At 35.8% G+C, this 18,291-nt stretch carries 12 protein-coding genes; 1 reads left to right on the forward strand and 11 read right to left on the reverse strand.

The genetic code is table 11. The features are described 5' to 3' along the window. Positions 1-78: 78 nt before the first annotated feature. Positions 79-690, reverse strand: coding sequence for an invasion associated locus B family protein (locus GGR10_RS00350; RefSeq protein WP_182479423.1), 612 nt, complete (start codon positions 688-690; stop codon positions 79-81). A gap of 307 nt (positions 691-997) precedes the next feature. Between GGR10_RS00350 and GGR10_RS00355 the strand changes: the two genes are divergently transcribed. Further along, complete coding sequence (locus GGR10_RS00355) at positions 998-2,815, forward strand: extracellular solute-binding protein (protein ID WP_182479424.1); 1,818 nt, start codon at positions 998-1,000, stop codon at positions 2,813-2,815. A 633-nt stretch (positions 2,816-3,448) separates the two neighbouring features. On the opposite strand, the gene mfd is transcribed toward GGR10_RS00355, so the two are convergent. From mfd to nuoL, 10 genes are all read right to left on the reverse strand, one after another. Beyond that, positions 3,449-6,949, reverse strand: a complete 3,501-nt coding sequence (gene mfd / locus GGR10_RS00360) for a transcription-repair coupling factor (protein WP_182479425.1) — start codon at positions 6,947-6,949, stop codon at positions 3,449-3,451. Positions 6,950-6,954: 5 nt separating this feature from the next. Beyond that, entirely contained in the window at positions 6,955-7,245 is a 291-nt protein-coding gene (locus tag GGR10_RS00365) for an FAD assembly factor SdhE (protein ID WP_010703780.1), read from the reverse strand. A gap of 75 nt (positions 7,246-7,320) precedes the next feature. Next, positions 7,321-8,001, reverse strand: coding sequence for an ABC transporter ATP-binding protein (locus GGR10_RS00370; protein WP_010703779.1), 681 nt, complete (start codon positions 7,999-8,001; stop codon positions 7,321-7,323). Further along, on the reverse strand, positions 8,001-9,269 hold the full coding sequence (locus tag GGR10_RS00375) for a lipoprotein-releasing ABC transporter permease subunit (protein WP_182479426.1): 1,269 nt from the start codon (positions 9,267-9,269) through the stop codon (positions 8,001-8,003). The genes GGR10_RS00370 and GGR10_RS00375 overlap by 1 nt, the downstream gene beginning before the upstream one ends. A gap of 12 nt (positions 9,270-9,281) precedes the next feature. Continuing rightward, positions 9,282-10,607 (reverse strand): proline--tRNA ligase, encoded by a 1,326-nt coding sequence (gene proS / locus GGR10_RS00380; RefSeq protein ID WP_182479427.1) that lies wholly within the window; start codon positions 10,605-10,607, stop codon positions 9,282-9,284. A 244-nt stretch (positions 10,608-10,851) separates the two neighbouring features. Beyond that, a complete protein-coding gene (locus GGR10_RS00385; RefSeq protein WP_182479428.1) occupies positions 10,852-12,528 on the reverse strand; it encodes a ribonuclease J in 1,677 nt (558 codons plus the stop codon). Positions 12,529-12,580: 52 nt separating this feature from the next. Further along, positions 12,581-13,384, reverse strand: coding sequence for a biotin--[acetyl-CoA-carboxylase] ligase (locus GGR10_RS00390; protein ID WP_182479731.1), 804 nt, complete (start codon positions 13,382-13,384; stop codon positions 12,581-12,583). Then, positions 13,384-14,838, reverse strand: coding sequence for an NADH-quinone oxidoreductase subunit NuoN (gene nuoN / locus GGR10_RS00395; RefSeq protein WP_182479429.1), 1,455 nt, complete (start codon positions 14,836-14,838; stop codon positions 13,384-13,386). The genes GGR10_RS00390 and nuoN overlap by 1 nt, the downstream gene beginning before the upstream one ends. Positions 14,839-14,855: 17 nt before the next feature. Then, positions 14,856-16,325 (reverse strand): NADH-quinone oxidoreductase subunit M, encoded by a 1,470-nt coding sequence (locus GGR10_RS00400; RefSeq protein WP_182479430.1) that lies wholly within the window; start codon positions 16,323-16,325, stop codon positions 14,856-14,858. Next, on the reverse strand, positions 16,325-18,289 hold the full coding sequence (gene nuoL / locus GGR10_RS00405) for an NADH-quinone oxidoreductase subunit L (protein ID WP_182479431.1): 1,965 nt from the start codon (positions 18,287-18,289) through the stop codon (positions 16,325-16,327). Before nuoL ends, GGR10_RS00400 begins: the two co-directional genes overlap by 1 nt. Positions 18,290-18,291: the final 2 nt, after the last annotated feature.

Here is an 18,291-nt window from a genome sequence, read left to right on the forward strand (position 1 = left end):
CTATAGAATTATTCTATAGCGTTTTTAGATATAAACAAAATATAAAAAAGCTTTTAAAACCTTTTATATTACTTGTTATTATTTTTTCTGAGCTTTTTCTTGCTCAGCCCGCATACGATCTTCAATTTCTTTTTGCTTTGCTTGGATAGTTTGCTGTAACTTCATTTGTTTTTGTTCAAAAGTTTTTTCATCTATACCAGGACCTGTGTATGCAGCTTTAAATCCACTAAGAGAAAATTCGATAGGATTAGCACCACCCCGAATATTAGTTGTAGTTATAACCATTTTCGAACCAGCTTTCATGGCAGAAACTAACTTGTCACTTAAAACATCATTGGCAATACAACTTGCCCCATTACAAACAACGTAAGGAATTTTCATAGAGAAGTCATTTCCAATTTGGATATGAACACCTTCTGGTAGAAGACGATTCGTAGGTACTTGAATACCTATACGTTTTTCTTCCTTTTGTCCTTTTACTTCAACTAAATTAACAGCAGTCAAAGGTTGACCGGTCTCTGATATAACATTGTTCATTGTGTTACAAATATTAATGTCATTCTGCTTACTGCAAACTTTGTACCAACCTTGAGATAAATTCTCTGCACCTGCTGGAGTATAAGCCATGAGAAAAAAAGTAGCGGCTCCAGCTAATACTGAAATAGCAGTATAGGTATTTTTATGCGACATAATTAAGTTAATCCTTTCAATGTGCTTGTATGATGATCCCAATAGAAGGATATTAAGTTGATTTTTAATCAACTGTATTAAAATTATCAAAAAAATAACACTTCTTTGTGTTTTTCATTATATACAAAGAGAAAAGCAAAATCTAGAGAAAGAAAACAATTAAATAATTGATTGAATTTTTGTACAATTTATATGGTTCATTTTCTTCTCAATTGCTTTATTTTTGATAAAATTTATTCATAAAATGCTTTGCATAATGAATAAAACTAAATTTTGCATAAACGAATTACTATTGCGCTATTATTAAATGTTATACTACAGTTCGTATCGTTTAAAATTTTCTCTTGCTTTTATAATTTTTCTTCTGTGCCATGATGTGATTGCAAATGGTATTGCAATGCGTGGAGCACCAAAATTACCAGATAAGTTTGAATATTTTCCTTATGCTTCTCCCAATGCAAACAATAAAGGCAAAATCACCTATGGTGTTGTTGGAACATTTGATGGCTTAAATCCCTTTGTTATTCGTAGTTTTCGCACAACTGCACGAGGGCTTTTTGCTGATGAGCAACTCTCTGGCCTTGTTTACGAAACAATGATGGTACGTTCTCGTGATGAATCTTTTACACTTTATCCTCTTCTAGCAGAAAAAGTTGAATTAAATGACGAACGCACAGAGATTACTTTTTTTATCAATCCAAAAGCACATTTTTCAGATGGGAAGCTCATAACAATTGAAGATGTTTTATTTACGGTTAATCTTCTTAAAGACAAAGGAAGACCTCCGTTTGATCGGTACATGAAGCGTATAGAATCTATTGAGGTAATTAATAATCATTGTATAAGGATGCGCTTTCCACAATCACAGGATCGTGAGTTTCCACTTATTTTAGCAAGTGTAATGCCAGTATTACCCAAACATGCTATTAATGTTGATGATTTTGAAAAAAACGGTTTAAGTAAAATTCCAGGAAGTGGTCCTTATGTTATTGAACATGCTGATCCTGGTGAACGCATTATCTATAAACGTGATCCCAATTATTGGGGAAAAGATCTTCCTGTTAATAAAGGGTTGCATAACTTTGAGATTATTCAAATCGAATATTTTCGAAATGAAACAGCGCACTTTGAAGCTTTTAAAAAAGGTATTGTTGATATCTTTATTGAAGGATCTTCTAATCCAAATCGTTGGCAGCTTGCTTATAATTTTCCGGCTGTTCGCGAGGGACGCGTTATTAAAGAATCTTTTTCAAAAGGAACACCTGCTGATACTATTGGTTTTGTTTTTAATACCCGTCGCACTATTTTTAAAGATAAAAAGGTACGACAAGCATTATCAATGCTTTTCGATTTTGAATGGGTCAATCGCCATCTTTTTAGTAATATCTATACCAGAACAGAAGGTTATTGGGCAGGATCTATACTTTCATCTGTAGGAAAGCCAGCAAGCGAAGAAGAAAAAAAGCTCTTAGCTCCTTATTTTAATACAGTTCTTCCCGAAGTGATGGATGGAAGCTGGCGTCTTCTTAAAACAGATGGTTCAGGTATGGATCGACTTATCATGCAAACAGCTTGGAAACTTTTGCAAGAATCAGGTTTTACCAGAAAAAATAACAAGGTTATTGCTCCGAATGGTTTGCCTTTTCAATTTGAGATCATGACTCAAACACTTGATGAAGAAAAAATTGCCCTTGCATTTCAAAGTATACTATCACGTTTTGGTATTAATATTGAGATAAGAACCGTCGATGATACCCAATATCAAAATCGTTTAAGTATATTTGATTATGATATGATTATTGCAAAATTAAAAAATTCTCTGTCACCAGGCAATGAACAAATAAACCGCTGGGGCTCTGCTTCTAGAAATTTGAAAGGAAGTTTTAATTTTGCGGGAACAGCTGATCCTGCTATAGATGCAATGATAACCGCAATGCTCAATGCACGCTCAGATACTGATTTCATTGCAGCAGTGCGTGCTTTAGATAGAGTTCTTATTTCTGGTAACTATTATATACCGTTATACCATTTGCCTGAACAACGAGTGGCACGTTGGTCATACATTAAACATCCTATTTATACATCCTTGTATGGGTATTATCTTCCAACTTGGTGGCGTGAATAAAAGAAAAACAAATGAAAACAATTTTATAATTGTTTTTTTTAATTTCCTTTGTTCATAATTCCATTTAAATTACAACGCTTAAAAAAAGATTTTATTGTTCAGAGTATTTTGGGCTGTCTGCTGTTTTGATCACAATTTCAATATAATAATATACCTTATCGGGTACATAGTGAGACAAGTTATAGAAAATAAAAATCTTTATAAATCCTAATGCATATAATCGCCTTTAAAGGAGAATATCAGATTTAGTTGCTAGTTTATAAAAATAGTGCCTCACACAATTGGTATTTACTTGTAGTGTCTAGGAACGGACATATAAATCATGAGAAAGTATACACAATGAATATAACAACATTATTTCATGTTATTTCGAGGGAAAATGAAATATTCTAGATATAGAATATTTTTACAGCAGTTTTTCAAGCTATAAAATGCAGTGTGAATACGATTTTTATAAACTTAAAAATAATATTATTACGCAAACACACTATAAGATATTGGTAAAAGACTTTGTGCCTTTATCGTGAATCAAAAATATTTGTATGAAAGAGTGAAAAGCGAATTTTTATAGAATTTGCGCCACAAAATAATCATGGTTATGGTTCTTAAAAAAGCTAGTAAATACCAAAATTGCTAAGCAGGACATTGTTCTGTCAGTGTTGCAAGTTGTGTCATAATCGTTTCTGCACCTGAGAGTCTTTCATCAGCTGTTGGCCAATCACGAATAAAAATAATACTTTGATCTGGTCGGATTTTTGCCAGAGAGCCTTGTTCTCCAATCCATTTAATAAGGCCAGCACTGTTTTCAAAATAATTATTACGAAACTGCACAACAACGCCCTTTGGGCCAGCATCCAATTTTTCTACATGCGCTTTTTTACATAATGCTTTAATATAAACAATCTTAAGAAGATGTTGAACTTCAGTTGGAAGAGAACCAAAACGATCCACCAATTCAGCGCCTAATTGATTGATTTGTTGCAAATCATCAAGTTCTACTAAACGGCGGTAAAGACTCATACGTAGTGATAAATCAGGCACAAAACTTTCTGGTATTATTGCTGTTATACCAAGTGAAATTTGGGGTGACCATTGACTATCTTCATTGTGTTTGCCATCCTTTAATTCAGCAACTGCTTCTTCAAGCATTTTTTGATAGAGCTCGAATCCAACTTCTTTAACGTGCCCTGATTGCTCTTCTCCTAAAAAATTACCTGAACCACGAATGTCCATATCATAACTAGCTAATTGGAAACCTGCACCCAATGTGTCGAGAGATTGCAAGACTTTAAAACGGCGATCAGCAGTAGGCGTTAAAATTTTACCAGCAGGAAAAGTAAAAAGTGCATAAGCGCGTTGTTTTGAACGCCCTACTCTGCCACGCAACTGGTAAAGCGAAGAAAGACCGAACATGTCAGCACGGTGCACAATTAATGTATTTGCTGTTGGAATATCGAGACCTGATTCAATGATGGTTGTTGAAAGCAGTACATCATATTGCCTATCATAAAATGCATTCATAATATCATCAAATTGTGTAACTGGCATTTGACCATGAGCCACGGCAAATTTAAGTTCAGGTACGTGTGTTTTGAGATATTCTTCTACATAGGGAAGATCAGAAATACGAGGGCAAACATAAAAACTCTGTCCGCCCCGATAATATTCACGAAGCAATACCTCGCGTATAACAACTGCATCGAAAGGTGAAATAAAAGTCCGAACCGGTGTTCTACCAATGGGTGGAGTTGCTATTAATGAAAGTTCACGTAATCCTGATAAAGCAAGTCCTAAAGTTCGTGGTATGGGAGTGGCTGAAAGTGTGAGAACATGAATATCACTTTTAATTTCTTTTAAGCGTTCTTTGTGCTTAACACCAAAATGTTGCTCTTCATCAATGATAAGAAGCCCCAACCGTGAAAAATTAATTGATTCACTAAGTAAGGCGTGCGTCCCAATGGCAATATCAATTGTGCCATTTGAAATATCTTTTTTGACTTGCGCTAATTCTTTAGCTTTTACAAGCCTTGAAACATGACCAATTTTAACAGGTAACCCTTGAAAACGTGAGATAAAGGTCTTGTAATGTTGCCGTGAAAGCAAAGTTGTAGGCACAACAACAGCAACTTGATAACCATTTAATGCAGCAACAAAAGCACTTCGAATAGCAACTTCTGTTTTGCCAAAACCAACATCACCACATATTAGGCGATCCATAGGTTTTCCTGCTGCTAAATCACCTAAAACTGCATCAATTGCATCTATCTGATCTTCTGTTTCTTCATAAGGAAAGCATGCAACAAATTCATCAAACAATCCAATTGGTGGACTTAACGCAGGTGCAGAGCGTGTGGCGCGTTCTGCAGCTATACGGATCAATTGGCCAGCAATTTTCAATAAATGTTTTTTTAGTCGCGCTTTACGTGTTTGCCAAGCAACACCACCTAACTTGTCTAATGTTACATCTGTATCTTCTGATCCATAACGTGATAAAAGTTCGATATTTTCAACAGGTAAAAATAATCGATCACCTTCAGCATAATTGATTTCAAGACAATCGCGTAAAATTCCAGCTGTCATGATGGTTTTAAGACCGATAAACTGTCCAATACCATGATCAACATGCACAACAATGTCACCAGAATTTAGTGTAGCAATTTCAGAGATAAAATGCGTATTATGCTTGCGCCGTTTTGATGACCTTATTAATCGATCACCAAGGATATCCTGTTCGGCTATAATAACAAAATCGTCAATTTCAAAACCATGCTCGATTGCTATGATAGCTGCCGATACCTGATCATGTGATGTTGCTTTTACAGCTTGTAATGACTTTGCAATTTCTATTTTTTTTAATCCGTATTCATCAAGAATCTGCAACAAGCGATTCATAGATCCTTCACTCCAGCAGGCTAAGAGTACCTTCTTGCCAGCTGATTGTAGTGAAAGAATATAATCAACCACATTTGCAAAAACATTTTTTTCCTGCGCATTACGTTCTTTTACAAAATCATATCCCGGTGCAACATTTGTATGAATAACTGTCTGTCCAGAGGTTTGTGGAACATTGAAGGGTATAAAATCAATACGTTGCCCCGATTGTTGTGCACGTGTTAAAACTTGTTCTGGTGCCAGATAAAGTAGGTTAGGCTCTATTGGATGATAGGAAGCATTACTTTCTTCATTGTTTTCTTGCTCTTTACGAACATTATAAAAATCTTCAATAAGACGATAGCGCTCAGTTAGCACTTCTTCTATAAGGTGCTCAAAAACAATAGGTACGTCACCACAATAATCAAAGAAATTATCGAGATTCTCATAAAAAAGCGGCAACCAATGTTCCATACCAGCAAAACGCCGCCCTTGAGAAATGGCTTCATAAAGCATATCATTTCTTTGTGATACACTAAGTGTACGAATATAATTATTTTTAAATAGATTGATCCGCTCAGGCGTGAGGATAACCTCACTCATTGGCTGTAAAAAAAATTCAGTTTTATTGCCTGTTGTACGTTGCGTAATTGGATCAAATACGCGAATAGTCTCTAAAGTATCACCAAAAAAATCAAGACGCAAAGGCTCACTATCACTAGGAGAAAAAATATCAATAATTCCTCCTCTGATAGCAAATTCACCAACATCGTGCACAATCGCAACGCGTTCAAAACCACTACGCTCTAAATAATGGATTAGATTATCCATATTAACACATTGACCAATCTTCGTATGAATAATCTGATCATCAATTATGGCACGAGGCGGTAATTTCTGAATAATTGCATTAGCTGTTGTCAATATAATCGCGGAACGTGGATTTTTATGCAAATGTGATATATGTGCCAAAGTTAAAAGACGTCGCGCAGTAATGGCTATTCCAGGCGACACACGATCATAAGGCAAACAATCCCATGCAGGAAACTGAAGAACAGGTAAATTGGGCTCAATAAAATTTAAAACTTGTTGTACATGGGAAATCTTTGTTCCATCACGAACAATGTAAACAAGTGGCTTATCTTGAGCAATTTCTGAGCTTAATTGAGCAAGTACAAAAGATTCAAACCCATCAATAATGCCATCAAGAATCATTAAATCTTGCATATCTTTAGGAAGAATAATTTTTTGAAATATGGACATTTTGATCAATTAAAATTTGCGCAAATACGATAATTTGCAATGTCACGAAAAAGCGGGCTATCTACCTCAGATGGTGTAGGAATTTCCCCGGTAATCCACATAAGTAAATCGCGATCTTCAAAAGACATAATATATTCAAGTTCAGAGATTGTTTCATCACTCATCTCAATGATATGCGAATCAACATATTGCCCTAAAATTAAATCCATTTCACGAATGCCTCTATGCCACGCCCGAAAAATCAATCGCCGACGCCGTGCATTTAATTGATTTTTATCAATTACAAAATTTGTCATAAAAACTCTTCAATAGGTGAATATAGACATACAGCTATAGTATTAATTTTCTATAATAAACGGTGTACTGTATTTTTAAGGAAGTTCAATAATTTTTCTCTCTTTTATTGTAATTCGACGATGCATCAACTTAGCCAAACTGTAATTATGTGTTGCAATAAGAGCAGCAAGCCCAGATTGACGAACAAGGGCTGATAAAGCCTGAAATACATAAACTGAAGTTACAGGATCAAGATTTCCTGTAGGTTCATCAGCTAACAGTACACAAGGAGCATTTGCTATGGCACGGGCAATAGCGACACGCTGTTGTTCGCCGCCTGATAATTCTGATGGACGATGTCTGGCACGGTGAGAAACCCGAAGGTATGTTAATAATTTAAGTGCGCGATTTTCTGCAGTCGATTTTTTTAACCCTGCTATCATTTGGGGTATCATTACATTTTCTAAAGCTGTGAACTCTGGTAACAAATGGTGAAATTGATAAACAAAACCGATATTTTTTCGTCTCATAGCTGTTCGTTCACTATCAGAGCATTTTGCACAAGAAACACCATGCAACAAAACATCACCAGCTGTTGGTTTTTCCAGTAACCCAGCAATATGAAGAAGTGTTGATTTTCCAGCACCAGATGGTGCAACAAGTGCTACAAGCTCTCCGCGATTAAGAATAAAATTAGCTTTGTCTAAAATAATTAAAGGTTTGTCGTTATCAAAAAAACGTCGCTCAATCTCGACAAGTTCTAAAACAACGGACATTACTCATACCTCAAAGCTTGTACAGGATCTAACTTAGAAGCTTGCCACGCCGGAATGAGTGTTGCAAAAAACGATAAAAGTAAAGCCATCACAGCTACTATAGCAGTTTGTCCCCATTCAATGCGTGCTGGCAATTTTGTTAAAAAATAAAGTTGAGGATTAAAAACATCAACATTGAAAAGCCAAGATACAAAATCCTGAATATAATTGATATTTGTGGCAGCTATGATACCTAAAATTAACCCCAATATTGTTCCAATACACCCAATCATCATGCCAGTAGAGATGAATATGCGCATGATTGCACTCTGGTGTGCTCCCATAGTACGTAAAATTGCAATATCGTGGTTTTTATCTTTCACAAGCATAATTAGCCCAGAAATAATATTTAAAGCAGCAACAAGGATAATAAGAGAAAGAATAAAAAACATGACGTTACGTTCAATCTGTAAAGCTGAAAAGAAAGCCTGATTGCGCATACGCCAATCAATTAAGTAAACTTGTTGATCCATCTCTTTTTCTATTACCTGCTTTATTTGATCAACAGTATCAGGATCATTAAGAAATAACTCTATTGATTGAATTTTCTGCCCTAGATTGAAAAATGCTTGCGCCTCAAAAAGAGGCATAAAAACAAATATTGAGTCATATTCAGACATACCCACTTCAAAAATAGCAATTATTTTATAAGCTTTAATACGTGGCATAACGCCAAAAGGTGTTACATCACCATCTGGTGTAATAATACGCAGATCACTTCCAATTGTTAGCCCTAATTTTTCTGCCAGACCACTTCCGATTGCGATGCCCTCTTCTTCTTCAAAATGAGCAAGTGTACCTGATTTAATATTTTGAGATACTATTTTAAGCTTCTCTAAATCTTCTTGGCGCATACCACGAATCAAAGCACCAGTCCCCCCACCAATATCACCCTGAACAAGTGCTTGCCCTTCAACAACAGGCAAAGCAGAATTTACACCGTCTATGGATTCCAAATAAGAAATAAAGGTATTATAATCGGAAAAGCCAGAATCAGTCGTTTGAACGATAAGATGTCCATTCATGCCGAGAATGCGATTAAGAAGTTCTGTGCGAAAACCATTCATTACTGCCATAACAACAACTAAGGCAAAAACCCCTAGCATAATCCCAATTAAAGAAATGATTGAAACAACAGATGTAAACATATGTTTTTTATTAGGAATCATGTAACGAAATGAAATCATCCATTCATAAGATGAAAACCATTTTCTTCTCAAACCATTCATAACATTGCCCATCTAAGTTGTAGAAAGTCGGTTAAGTACTGATTCAATTGTTAGAGATTCTTTAACACCTGTTTTTCTATCTTTAATTTCAACCTCATTTTGCGCAGCACTTTTGGGCCCAACAATTATTTGTGTTGGTAAGCCGATCAAATCCATTATCGCAAATTTCACACCAGGGCGTTCATTTCTGTCATCTAACAATGGGTCAAAGCCAGCACGTATAAGTCCTTGATAAAGAGTTTCGCACATATGGTTACATTTTTTATCGTCTGGTTTCATGTTGATGATACCAAAATCAAATGGTGCTATTGGTTTTGGCCAAATGATACCATTTTCATCATGAGAAGCTTCAATTGCTGCTGCAACAAGACGTGAGGGACCAATTCCATAGGATCCCATAAAAACCGGGTGTTCTTTTCCGTCTTTCCCCATTACTTTTGCTTCCATTGGTACAGAATATTTAGTGCCAAAGTAGAAAATATGCCCTACTTCAATGCCACGTGCTGAAAGCTGATTGGATTCAGGAATTTTATTCCACTCTTCCTCATTATGCATTTCCTCCGTTGCAGCATAAAAAGTTGTCCACTGTTTAACGATATCAGCTAAAACAGTTTTATCAGTAAAATCAATTGAAAAAAGTGGAGTATTAATGTCAAGAAATTGTTTATCACAGAATATAGCACTTTCACCTGTTTCAGCTAGAATGGTAAATTCATGGCTACGTTCGCCACCAATCGGGCCTGTATCAGCGCGCGTCGGGATTACTTTCAATCCCATGCGAGAAAAAGTGCGTAAATAAGCAACAAACATACGATTATAGGATATTTTTGCACTTTCATAATCAAGATCGAAAGAATATGCGTCTTTCATTAAAAACTCTCGTGAACGCATCACACCAAAACGCGGACGGATCTCATCACGAAATTTCCATTGAATTTGATAAAGATTGAGAGGAAGATCCTTATAAGAACGAACATATGAACGAAAAATATCTGTTACTATTTCTTCATTAGTTGGGCCATAAAGCAAATCACGTTCTTGGCGATCTTTAATACGTAACATTTCAAAACCGTAATCGTCATAGCGACCACTTTCATGCCAAAGATCCACAGATTGAATCGTAGGCATTAATATTTCTAAAGCACCAGCTTGTTTTTGTTCTTCACGAATAATCGTACAAACTTTATCAAGTACTTTTTTACCTAATGGCAACCAAGAATAAATCCCTGCTGTTTGTTGACGAATCATGCCTGCACGCAACATAAGTCGATGTGAAACAATTTCTGCTTCTTTAGGATTTTCTTTTAAAATAGGTATGAAATATTGAGAAAGACGCATTGAAATTATTAACTCCTGATTAAGCTCATCAAATTGGAGCAGTTCAAATAATGTTATGCATTAATCATAGCTGTATTCTGAAAGCTTACAAATATAACAAACCAGTATATTATAAAAGTTTTATTTGATATATTTTTTAGGTTACTTACCCTCAGTAAAATGTAGATACGTATTAGTAATAAAGCTAACCTAGTAATTCTTTTTTCTTAATTTAACTAAAAAGAAATAATTGTAAGAGCAATTTTTATTTTGAGCGATGTAAGAAAATTGTACAGACAGGTTTTTTTCCCCAAATTTCATTAACAGCTGCTCTGACAGCCCGACGTGTTGCTTCTTGAATAAGTTCATTATCTTTTCTTTTAATCTGTGGAATATTATTAATAGTATTTTCTACAACAGTTAGAAGAATATCCTTTAATGATTTCCCTTTTCCATCGTTTTTAGGCAATCCAAATGCTGTAAAACCAATATCATCAAGTAAATCATGCTTACTATTCATGTGGAGAGAAATTGCAACATAACCAACATAACTTAATTTGCGACGTTCATTAATCCCTACTTCATCTTCACTACCAATCAGGTAACCATCTTTATAAATTTGACCAACAGGTACTTTCTCAACGATCTCTATTGGTTTGGGAGCAAGACGTAGCATATCGCCATTTCTAATTTCAGCAATAGTTTTGATATTAGCCTCACGTGCTAAAGCTGCTTGAGCCACAAGGTGTGCAGCCTCACCATGCACAGGAACAAGTATTTGCGGTTTTACCCAATCATACATTTGTAGAAGTTCTAAACGGCGGGGATGGCCTGAAACATGAACAAGAGCATCATTATTTGTAATTACTTTAATTCCCTGATCAATGAAACGATTTTGTATCTCAAAAATAGCTTTTTCATTTCCCGGAATACTACGTGATGAATAAATAATTGTATCACCAGGAGAAAGTGCAATATTTCTCATTTCATTTCGTGAAAGCTTTGCTAAAGCAGAACACGGCTCACCTTGACTTCCTGTTACTACCAAAACCATGTTTTTTCGTGGAGTGTGACTATAATCATCTTCCGTTATAAACGGTGCTAAATTATTCAAATAACCAAGTTCTTGTGCCACACTAACACTACGTTTTATAGAACGCCCCACCAAAAGAACTTGGCGCCCAGCAGATTCTGCTGCAAGAGCAATTGAACGTATTCTACCAATATTCGATGAAAAAGTTGCAATAACAACGCGGCCTTCAGCTTTTAAAATAATTTCAGAAAGACTATCCCTAACTTGTTGTTCCGATGGCGATATACCATCTTGAAGGGCATTAGTGGAATCACATACTAATGCTAAAATACCTTTGTTTCCTAAAATCCGTAATCTTTTTTCATCTGTCACGGGTCCAAGTGAAGGTGTATGGTCAATTTTCCAATCTCCAGTATGGATCACATTTCCTAAAGATGTTGTAATTGCCAAAGAAACAGCTTCTGGAATTGAATGATTGACAGCAATAGCTTCAATTGTAAATGGACCGATTTGAAAGCAATCACCAGCTTGAAAAATATTTAATGGAATTTTGTGAAATTTGAAATTTGATTTCTTTTTACTTTCCAATAACCCTGCTGTAAAAGGGCTGCAATAAAGCGGAACCTGAAGTTTTGGCCATAAATCAAGGACAGCACCATAGTGGTCTTCGTGAGCATGTGTCAAAACAAGACCACGCACATTATGTTTTTCATTTTCCAGAAAATGAATATCTGGTAAAATAAGATTTGCTCCTGGTAATTCAGGGCCAGCAAAACTGACCCCCATATCGACAAGCAGCCATTCCCGGCAATCCTTTGGACCAAATCCATAAGCAGCCAAATTCATTCCTATTTCCCCTACCCCTCCCAAAGGCAGAAAAACCAATTCATTTTCATTGGTAGAAACCATAAATATCTCCTAAACTATTAAGATAATCTCATGGTGAAATAAAATTTATACGTTAATAATGATTTGTATTAAGAGAAGCAGCTAAACCAAAATAAACATCTCCAGCGGTTATAATTGCTTTCTGACCGTCTTTTTGTTTGACAATGCAGTTAAAATCATGATCAAGACCATCAAAAATACCTTCAGTAAGTTTTTCACCATTGATTATTTTGATAGGCTGTCCAAGATGAGCTGAATATAAAAGCCATTTCTTATGGATTATACTGCTCCCCTCCGACTGCTTCCAAAGAAGATAATTTTCAGCAAAACATTTCGTTAAAACCATAAATAATTCTTCTTTATCAATATCTAATCCAACATTCTTTATACTTGACGTTAAATATGGTGCATCTTTAAAATGATGTTTTACATTCACACCGATACCAATAACCAATGCATATTTTTGTGGGGTTAATGTAAACAGCTCAAGTAAGATTCCAGAGCTTTTAATCCCTTTAAGTAGAATATCATTTGGCCATTTTAAACTAACAATGCTATCTTCTTTATCTTTTATAAAGTGCCTTATAGCTTCTACTATACTTACTCCAGCAACAAAACTAAGTTGAGAAGCAGTTTGGCAAACAATATCATCAATTAATAAAAGGCTAGAATACAAATTCCCTTTCGGGCTATACCATGTCCTACCTCTTCTAGCTCTTCCTTGCGTTTGTTTTTCCGCAACAATCCAAAGATAACCACGATGACCAGCATTTGCTTTTTGTTGTGCAATAAGATTTGTCGAATCTACACTTTCATATGCTTCAAGAACATACCCTTGTTTTAAAGCAAAATCTGATAACGCATAAACCATGCTTATTAAAATAATGATATTGCTGCTTTTTCTGCAAATTCAGCAAACCAAATTCCGAAAAATACATAAAATAAAATAAATAATGTAGAAAGCCCAAGACAAAGCTTAAGTTCGCTTGATAAAACAATAAAATTATCTTTAACAGCGTCAAACCACATAATTTTAATAATCCGTAAATAGTAAAAAGCACCAATAACAGAAGCAACCATGCCGATGACAGCAAGTGGAGTAAGACCTGCATGAACAGCTGCAGAAAATGTATACCATTTACCAAAAAAACCAGCCATAGGAGGTATACTTGCTAAAGAAAAAAGCTGTATCGTCATCGTAATAGCCATAAATGGATTAGTTTTCACCAATCCTGCAAGGTCATAAATATTTTCAACATTTCCGTCACCGGATCGCATTCCAAGAATAAATGCAAATGAACCAAGAGTCATGCCAAGATAAATGGTCATATAAAGAATAACACCTTTTACCCCAAGCATACTTCCAGCAGCTAAACCAACAAGTGCATATCCCATATGACTGATGGATGAGTAAGCCATTAAACGCTTAATGTTACTTTGGCCAATTGCAGCAAATGCACCTAGTATCATTGACGCAATTGCCATGAAAATTAATATCTGCTGCCATGCAGGCATAGAACCATCAGAACTGCCTAATGGAATAAAGGTAACAATAATGATACGGATAATTAATGCCATTGCTGCAATTTTAGGAGCACAAGAAAAAAATGCTGTAATAGGTGTTGGTGCTCCTTCATAAACATCAGGTGTCCACATATGAAATGGAACTGCAGAAATTTTGAAAGCTAAACCAGCTAGAATAAAAACAATGCCTAAAATAATACCTAGCTGTAAAGCTTCATTATTTAAAGTAAAAGCAATTTCGCGAAAACCAATTTGAGCAGTAAAACCATAAAGCAATGAAATACCATAAAGTAGAAACCCTGAAGACAATGCACCTAAAACAAAATATTTTATACCCGCTTCAGAAGATTTTATATTGTCGCGATTGATTGCAGCAAGAACATATAGAGCTAAGGATTGTAATTCTAACCCCATGTAAAGAGACAGCGTATTCCCAGCTGAAATCATTAACATCATACCCAAAGTCGCAAAAAGGACTAATATAGGAAACTCAAATATATCAAATTTCTGAGCACATGCAAAACCAACGGACATAATGAGAGCAAAAAGTGCACCGACAAGAGTCAAAACTTTCATATAGCGGCTAAAGGAATCAATAATGAGCGTATTTGTATAGAAAACGCCATTTTGCGGAAAGACGACCATAGTAATAATAGTTGCAACAAGTAGAGCAATTGCTAAACCAGTGATAGTTAAATATGAACGTGCACCGGAATAAACACCGATTAAAAGGAGCACCATGCCCCCCAGTGCCATCAAAATTTCTGGAAAAATTAATATTAATTGAGCTATTATATCAGTTTGCATGAGTATTTATTTCTTATTTAGTGCAGCTGGTTAATAAGGGTTTCTACTGTAAACGCCGTCGTTTTAAGAATCGGCATTGGATAGACACCAAAAAATATTGTAAGAACAACCATTGGATAAAGGATAATCTTCTCTCTTAGAGAGAGATCATGGAGCACTTTCAGACCCTCCTTATCTAAGGGGCCAAAAATCATACGTCGATAAAGATAAAGTGCATAAGCGGCAGATAATATAACACCAGTTGTAGCAAAAACTGCAACTAATTTACTAATTTGAAAGACACCTATTAAAGTTAAAAATTCACCTAAAAACCCTGAGCTTCCAGGTAAACCGACATTCGCCATAGTAAAGATCAAGAATACAACCGCATATTTGGGCATATTATTTACTAAACCACCAAAAGCCGAAATTTCACGCGTGTGCAAGCGATCATATATAACTCCAACACAAAGAAACAAAGCGGCAGAAACAATCCCATGTGATAACATCTGATAAATAGCACCTTGAATACCTTGCTCATTAATAGCAAAAATACCCATTGTTACGTAACCCATATGAGCTATTGACGAATAGGCAATAAGCTTTTTTATATCATTTTGAACAAGCGCAACTAACGATGTATAGATAATTGCAATAAGCGATAACACAAAAACTAAAGGAGCAAAATCAGCTGAAGCGATGGGAAACATTGGTAAAGAAAAACGAAGAAAACCATAACCACCCAACTTGAGTAGCACTCCAGCCAAAATAACAGAGCCTGCTGTTGGCGCTTCTACGTGTGCATCAGGTAACCATGTGTGGACTGGCCACATTGGCATTTTAACTGCAAAAGAGGCAAAAAACGCAAGCCATAACCACATCTGCATATGTGTAGAAAATTGATAGGTCAATAAAGTCGGTATATCAAGTGTTCCCGCTTCCCAATACATAGCCATAATAGCAACTAACATGAGTACTGAACCAAGCAAAGTATACAGGAAAAACTTCATACTTGCATAAACACGGCGCGCCCCACCCCAAACACCAATAATAATAAACATTGGAATGAGACTACCTTCAAAAAAAACATAAAATAGCATTGCGTCAAGGGCACAGAAAACTCCAATGATTGCAACTTCAAGGAGAAGAAAAGCAATCATATAAGCTTTTAATCTGTCTTTAATATTCTCCCAACTTGCCAAAATGCAGAATGGCAATAAAAAAGCTGAAAGGACGACAAAAAGGATAGAAATGCCATCAACACCCATATAATAGCTAATGCCACCACCTAACCAATCGAATTTCTCGACCATTTGGAAGTCAGAATTTGTGTTATCAAACTTTACCCAAATAATTAAAGAAATAACAAACACAAAGACAGATGTAAAAAATGCTACATTGCGTATATTATGTTTTTCAGCTTCGGTATTATCTTTGATTAATAAAATCAAAAACACACCAACAAGCGGTAAAAATGTAACTGTAGAAAGAATAGGCCAGTCGGTCATCAATTTAAACTCCCGATCATTATCCACGTGATCAGCGCTGTAACGCCAATAAGCATCGCAAACGCATAGTGATAAAGATAACCTGTCTGCAATCGGATAATTTTGTTTGTAATATCAACAATACGTGCAGCAATACCATTTGGTCCCAAGCCATCAATAATTTTACCATCACCTATCTTCCAAAGAAAGCAACCAATTCTTAAAGCAGGACGGACAAACAAAAGGTCATAAAGCTCATCAAAATACCACTTATTGTAAAGAAAACGGTAGAATGCAGGCATAAATTCAGAAAGTTTTTTGGGAAGTGACGGAATAAAAATATAGAACAGGCAAGCCAAAGCAAAACCAAGAACCATTGCTGTAAATGGTGACCATTTTACCCAATTTAGTACACTGTGTGCTTCATGAAGAATATGGTTGTGGTTGCTTGTGAACAATGCACCTTTCCAAAAAGTATCATACAAATCACCAAAAAAATAAGGCTGAAAAACCATACCTGCAAATAATGCCCCAACAGACAAAACAAACAGAGGAATCAACATAACCGGAGGCGATTCATGAACATGATGCATAACATCAACAGTTGCACGTGGCTTACCATGAAATGTCATAAATATAAGCCGCCATGAATAAAAACTCGTTAGTAAAGCAGACAAAACAAGAAGCCAAAAAGCGTATTCTGAGACAACACTATGTGACGCAAAAGCGGATTCTATAATTGCATCCTTTGAGAAAAAACCAGCTGTACCAAAAAGTGTACCAGGTATTCCAACACCTGTTAATGAAATAGTTCCTATAATCATCATCCAATAAGTTGCTTTTATATGTTTACGCAGCCCCCCCATCTTTCGCATATCTTGCTCATCAGATACTGCGTGAATTACAGAGCCTGCACCGAGAAACAGTAGAGCTTTAAAAAAAGCATGTGTAAAGAGATGGAAAACAGCTGCTCCGTAAGCTCCAACACCTAAAGCAACAAACATATAACCAAGCTGTGAACATGTTGAATAAGCAATAACGCGCTTGATATCATTTTGTACAAGCCCCACAGTTGCCGCAAAAAATGCAGTCATCGTTCCAACAATAATAATCACAGTGGAAGCCGTTGAAGAAAGTTCAAAAATTGGTGACATACGTGCAACCATAAAAACGCCAGCGGTCACCATTGTTGCTGCGTGAATGAGAGCAGATACAGGCGTTGGCCCTTCCATTGCATCAGGAAGCCATGTGTGCAGCAGAAACTGTGCTGACTTACCCATGGCACCAATAAATAAAAGAAGACACGTTACAGTAATTGCCGTTTGTCCATCAAGTTGCCAACCTAAAAATGTTATATTTTCTACAAAACTACTGTCTGCAGTCTTTGCAAAAATATATGCAAAATTAACTGACTGAAACAAAACAAAAATACTAAAAATACCTAGAAGAAAACCAAAATCACCAACACGGTTAACTACAAAAGCTTTCATCGCCGCTTTATTAGCAGAAGCTCGCTGAAACCAAAAACCAATAAGTAAATAAGATGCAAGCCCAACACCTTCCCAGCCAAAAAACATTTGGATTAAGTTATCAGCTGTCACCAGCATAAGCATCATAAATGTGAATAAAGAAAGATAGGCAAAAAACCGAGATCTTGAAGGATCGTGATGCATATAACCAATTGAATAAATATGCACTAATGCTGAAACACTATTAACCACAACAAGCATGACGGCTGTTAATGTATCAATATACAAGGCCCAATCAAAAACTAAGCTACCAACAGTTACCCAGTGCAAAACCGGAACACTAACCGCTGAAGCATGACCAATAGCAATATTTAAAAAAGCTATCCATGACAATGCAGCAACAATTATCATGAAACTAGACGTCACAATTTCACTTGCACGAGCCCCTATAGTTTTTCCGCCGACAGCAGCAATTAAAAAGCCCAAAAGTGGCAGAAAGACAATTGCATAATACATTA

It is taken from the genome of Bartonella chomelii, from assembly GCF_014138465.1.
In the GTDB taxonomy this organism is placed as follows: domain Bacteria; phylum Pseudomonadota; class Alphaproteobacteria; order Rhizobiales; family Rhizobiaceae; genus Bartonella; species Bartonella schoenbuchensis.

Bases quoted from the DNA above. Each gene is read 5' to 3' on its own strand.
- GGR10_RS00350 (WP_182479423.1), bottom strand. From the start codon at position 690: ATGTCGCATAAAAATACCTATACTGCTATTTCAGTATTAGCTGGAGCC.
- GGR10_RS00355 (WP_182479424.1), top strand. From the start codon at position 998: ATGTTATACTACAGTTCGTATCGTTTAAAATTTTCTCTTGCTTTTATA.
- mfd (WP_182479425.1), bottom strand. From the start codon at position 6,949: ATGTCCATATTTCAAAAAATTATTCTTCCTAAAGATATGCAAGATTTA.
- GGR10_RS00365 (WP_010703780.1), bottom strand. From the start codon at position 7,245: ATGACAAATTTTGTAATTGATAAAAATCAATTAAATGCACGGCGTCGG.
- GGR10_RS00370 (WP_010703779.1), bottom strand. From the start codon at position 8,001: ATGTCCGTTGTTTTAGAACTTGTCGAGATTGAGCGACGTTTTTTTGAT.
- GGR10_RS00375 (WP_182479426.1), bottom strand. From the start codon at position 9,269: ATGAATGGTTTGAGAAGAAAATGGTTTTCATCTTATGAATGGATGATT.
- proS (WP_182479427.1), bottom strand. From the start codon at position 10,607: ATGCGTCTTTCTCAATATTTCATACCTATTTTAAAAGAAAATCCTAAA.
- GGR10_RS00385 (WP_182479428.1), bottom strand. From the start codon at position 12,528: ATGGTTTCTACCAATGAAAATGAATTGGTTTTTCTGCCTTTGGGAGGG.
- nuoN (WP_182479429.1), bottom strand. From the start codon at position 14,838: ATGCAAACTGATATAATAGCTCAATTAATATTAATTTTTCCAGAAATT.
- GGR10_RS00400 (WP_182479430.1), bottom strand. From the start codon at position 16,325: ATGACCGACTGGCCTATTCTTTCTACAGTTACATTTTTACCGCTTGTT.
- nuoL (WP_182479431.1), bottom strand. From the start codon at position 18,289: ATGTATTATGCAATTGTCTTTCTGCCACTTTTGGGCTTTTTAATTGCT.